The sequence below is a fragment of the Solemya elarraichensis gill symbiont genome (assembly GCF_002021095.1).
In the GTDB taxonomy this organism is placed as follows: Bacteria; Pseudomonadota; Gammaproteobacteria; order Chromatiales; family Chromatiaceae.
Genome location: NZ_MPRK01000353.1, coordinates 1 through 1,272, shown reverse-complemented (window position 1 = coordinate 1,272; position 1,272 = coordinate 1). Strand labels below are relative to the sequence as shown.

The 1,272-nt window shown below is 46.5% G+C and carries 1 protein-coding gene and 1 pseudogene; both read left to right on the top strand.

Features of this window, described 5'->3' with window-relative positions:
- Positions 1 to 307: 307 nt before the first annotated feature.
- A complete protein-coding gene (locus tag BOW51_RS10875) occupies positions 308 to 865 on the top strand; it encodes a hypothetical protein (RefSeq protein WP_078477717.1) in 558 nt (185 codons plus the stop codon).
- 179 nt (positions 866 to 1,044) lie between these two features.
- Positions 1,045 to 1,272: pseudogene (locus BOW51_RS10870) on the top strand (hypothetical protein); the annotation flags it as partial.

Sequence of the window (1,272 nt, the reverse complement as noted above, 5' to 3'; positions counted from 1 at the left end):
TATCCGTGCAGCCTTGTGAAAAAGTATTTACTACTGATTTACAAGGTTTTCTGAAGAATAGACCATACTCAGAAGTTTCTCAAGCCAATTCACTGATAATTATGCAATATATTGAATTATATAATATATATTCCTATAAATATCTCGCGAAGTCACTAGCCTACATACTGAATACAGCCCCATACTCAAATCGCGGTAGAAGATATCACTTCAATTCGCCTCAAGAATATTAATTCTTTTTATGAATGCCACAATCCCCAAACAGTGTCACCTCTATGGCAAGAACACCAAAATAGAGGAACAGAAGATGAATAGATTAATCAGGCAAAACTACTCCCTGTTGGCAGCATCCATACTGATTTTAGGGCAAACGGCTACAGCCCAAGATGCAGCGCCCGCTTTTTTCGGAGGCCCGGATGATGTCTCTTATGCAGAAAAACTGTGGGATTCGCTGGAGAGTAACCAGCTTGTCGGTACAAGCGCTATCAATGTATTCCCATTCGCGGGCAATCAGCCGCATGGCGCAATTCAGCAAGTCCTTGATAAAAAGATAGAGGTAGATGGCAAGGTATCGCGAGTTATCGTGAAGCGAAATCACGGTGGTGAGAACATCTCCGTCAAATCGATATACAGCGACCCTGTCTCCAACCTGAAAGCCGTGACAGTCATGGTCAAACGCGAGGCAGGCTACGATAGCGATAATCTCGACTGGTTCTGGGCAAAATATACACCTGTTGGTGATCTCGGCAAGAACCCGAAGGGCACATTATTGGCCGGACGTATTGGAAAAAATGCTTCTGCAGGATGTATCGCCTGCCACAGGGCAATTGGCGGAGACGACCTGGAAACACTGACAGAAAAATAACTCATGGCGGCGCCTGTCGGCGCCCTGCCCCCATGACAGTTTCAGACAGGAAAAATACCCCGGTTTTGTGATTGACCTCGGCCTGCATCTGGCAGTATCTTGTCAGAATTAAACGCAGGAAACTGCAAAATGTATAACAGTGACCACCCGGTTCATGGTGATCACAAGGAGAAGCAGTTATGAGTACTACAAACAGAGCCCTGGAAAAACAACTCCTGGAGAGTGAAACCACTTACCTGGAGCCTGCCTATACACCACGCGGCAATGTTTCCATGTCTGATCCCGCGACAGATGTTATGACAGACCTGACGAAAGTCTCGGCGCAGACGGTTAATCCATGCGCACTCCTCAAGGAGGCGACAGAGAGTATGATTGCCAGTCATGTACGCCTGCTGTTCGTCGTCAAC